This window comes from Rubellimicrobium roseum (genome assembly GCF_006152145.1).
Taxonomy (GTDB): domain Bacteria; phylum Pseudomonadota; class Alphaproteobacteria; order Rhodobacterales; family Rhodobacteraceae; genus Rubellimicrobium; species Rubellimicrobium roseum.
This window is the reverse complement of record NZ_VDFV01000120.1, coordinates 1-2,861: the sequence shown is the minus strand read 5'-3', so window position 1 is coordinate 2,861 and position 2,861 is coordinate 1. Positions and strand designations below refer to the sequence as shown.

The following is a 2,861-nucleotide window of genomic DNA, read 5'->3' as shown; positions in this document are numbered from 1 at the left end:
CTCGCCGCATCCACACCGGGGTCCCTCTTGAACGCCGATCCAGGGTCCCGATCCCGTGCCGATTGACACTCATACCTGCAGGGGTCCTATGACTGGCACTGGTCGCGCCCGACCTCGTGGAGAAAATCCTGTATAGTCGGCAGGGGGGTGGAGGTTACGTTGGCCAGGCTGCTCGAGCCGTTTCCAAGAGCGTGGAGCGTAAAACGGCGCAATCGCGGCAAAGCCGTATCCTGTTGCTCACCGCGCTGCCCAATTGCCCAGTCGGCCAAACCTCCCCGATCCTGATGCTCAGTTCCTGTTCAGCCCGTGAGCTCTGGCCCCCAGCTTGTCTTTCCAGTGGCCTTCGCGGGCCAGAATGTCTTCGCGGGACATGTCTGGCGATGCGACTTCGAGGATCGAGACGGCGTAATCGCGATGGCCTCGCTGTCGAAGCAGGACGTTCCCACCGTGCCCGTTTGCCGCATAGACGATCCACCGACCGATCAGCCCGTCCTGCCCGGATGCGGATCCCACGTACTGCTCGCCGTCATCCGACACCAACAGGTAGATGCCGCGAACCGACGCGAGTGCAGCCTGCCAGGCCTGAGGCAGCAATGGGACTTCGCTGATCCTGCTCATGAAGAGGGAAAAGCCAGGAAACGGTGGCTCCCTGCGGTCGATCCTTAGTTCCAAGATCTCCTTAGGCTGGCGGTCTGCCCACTGCGACCACGCACGGGCTGCCGCCGGCGGTCCCCAGCGGATGAGAATGCGTTCGGAGTGCCGGACGCCTTCTTCCAACCATTGCAGATCGAAGGCATGCAGCTCCTGCTGACCGCCCTCGCCCTCGACGATCTCCGGATCCTGAATTGCGGGAAGACGACCGCCGTCCCAGTCCCACCGATCGAGGATGCTCGTGATCCCGATAAACAGACCCGTCGCATCTCCATCCGCGAGGGTCGGGCCAGGCACGAAGTGGCAAGCCGTTTGCGCCCCGGCATAGGGGGAAGGGTCACGTCGCTGAAAACTTGCGAAACACCCGAACTTCTGGAGGCCTCCGCTACGCCATGCCGCTAGGCCACGATTGTCATGCCGGAGCAACCTTGTTCGGCCAAGATCGAGGTCGAGCTTCGCCAAGAACTCGTGGAAAAAGAACAGGTAGGTGCCTCCCTTCGCTGTAATCGTGGGCGGATGCGCTTGCGCCGTCAACGCTCTTACTTTTAGTATCTGCTGTCGCACTCTCCGGACAGTCGTGGTCTGGATAGCCAGTTCGTGCAAGCTGGACGGACGGTAGGGCCAGAGGTCGTGCTGACCTTGCCGCTGGCGCCACTCCCAACAGACGACACCCGCTAACATGCAGCCCCGCAGATAGGGATAGGCGGCCTCGCGACCAGGCGATCAAAGCAATCAGCCTCCTTGCGGCGAGCAGCCAGCTACTTGGCGGCGAGGCTCTTGTTGGCTGCCCTAACGCGGATGCTGACATTCTTGTCGCCCATGCGCTTCATTTCGAAGGCGCCACTCTTCTCGATCAGCATGCTGAGCTTGGCCTGGCCGAAGCTGCGCGAGTCGAAATCCGGAGCGATGTTGAGGATGCGATGGCCGACGCCGCTGAGGGGAACCCAGCCCTCCTCGTCCTCATGGCCAAGCATGGCTTTCCGGATGATAGGGGCAGCCTTGCTCGGGGGCTCATGTATTTTCGCTGCGAGGGGCGCCACTGCGGAGGCGTCCGAGACGATCACCGTTGAAGCCGCCTCAGCCGTGTCCAAGAGGTTCTCCAGGTAGATGAACCGGGTGCACGCACTGCGGAACGCCTCCGGTGTCTTGCGCTCCCCGAAGCCGTAGACCACGAGACCATCTTCCCGGAGCCGCTGGGCAAGGCGCGTGAAGTCGCTGTCGGACGTGATCAGGCAGAACCCGTCGACCTTCCCTTTGGACATCAGGTCCATCGCATCGATGACTAGAGCGATGTCCGCGGCGTTCTTTCCTGCGGAGTTGCTGCGCTGCTGGTGCTGCAGGATCGCGTGCGACTGCACAGCCGTGTCCCAACCGGCGAGCCGCGGGCCAGAGAAGTCTCCATAGATGCGCCGGACGTTTGCCTCCCCCAGCGAGGCGATCTCCTCGAAGACGGCTCGAGCATAGCGAGCACTGGTGTTCTCGGCATCGATTAGTACCGCGAGACTTCCGCCTCCGCTCTGTTCCGCCATGGAATGGGCTCCCCGACTATGCCGCACCAGTCGTGCAGTGGCCGCGCACCCTGTCAATGCTCGAGCTACAACATAACCACACCGTTTCGTGGTTCGCTTAAGGGACGCACTCGTGCAGCAGGCCCCTGATGCTGCACAATGGGAGAGACCTGGTCTAGTGCCGCGTAACAAGGAGGCAGGAAGTTGATCCTGGAGCTTGATTGACGGAAAGACGCCAGCGCACGCTCCTGTTCCGCGTCACCGACGAAGCCCTTTACGTGGCGAACTTTGGACGGCGCTTCGACCGGCGTGGGGTCGTGTCTGTATGCCGTGAGAACCTCAGTGCCAAGACGGACCGCGGTCTAGGCGAAACGCTGGATGACGTGCAAGACCGAGATCTCGTGGATGCAATCCGGGAGCGCCGCCTTGCGGTATACAAGATGGACCGCGACCAGCTCCAGGAAGACGCGAACCACGAGCAGGAAACAAGCAGCGACTATGCAGGACGGTCGCTTTGGGAGTTGCTACAGAACGCGGACGATGCACTCGCGCCAGCCGGCACGAGCTCGGCGGACCTGATCGGCGCGAAAGGTCTCGGGTTCAAGTCAGTCTTAGAGATCAGCGATCGACCCGGCGTTGTTGCGTAACCCATGAGCGAGGGGGCTCGCGCGGCGGGTCTGCCTGCTTATCTGGGCGGCCATG

Annotated in this window: 3 protein-coding genes; 1 reads left to right on the top strand and 2 read right to left on the bottom strand. The window is 62.2% G+C overall.

The window, feature by feature from the left end:
* Nucleotides 1-288: 288 nt before the first annotated feature.
* Nucleotides 289-1,185: a GIY-YIG nuclease family protein gene (locus tag FHG71_RS23015; RefSeq protein WP_139084135.1), complete on the bottom strand. Its 897-nt coding sequence runs from the start codon at nucleotides 1,183-1,185 to the stop codon at nucleotides 289-291.
* A gap of 224 nt (nucleotides 1,186-1,409) precedes the next feature.
* The gene (locus tag FHG71_RS23010) at nucleotides 1,410-2,180 is read right to left on the bottom strand and encodes an NYN domain-containing protein (RefSeq protein WP_139084133.1); all 771 of its coding nucleotides are present in this window, start codon (nucleotides 2,178-2,180) and stop codon (nucleotides 1,410-1,412) included.
* A 200-nt stretch (nucleotides 2,181-2,380) separates the two neighbouring features.
* On the opposite strand from FHG71_RS23010, the gene FHG71_RS23005 reads away from it, so the two are divergent.
* Nucleotides 2,381-2,806 carry a hypothetical protein gene (locus tag FHG71_RS23005; RefSeq protein WP_139084132.1) on the top strand — a complete coding sequence of 142 codons (426 nt, stop codon included), beginning with the start codon at nucleotides 2,381-2,383 and terminating at the stop codon, nucleotides 2,804-2,806.
* The last annotated feature ends 55 nt before the right edge of the window (nucleotides 2,807-2,861 follow it).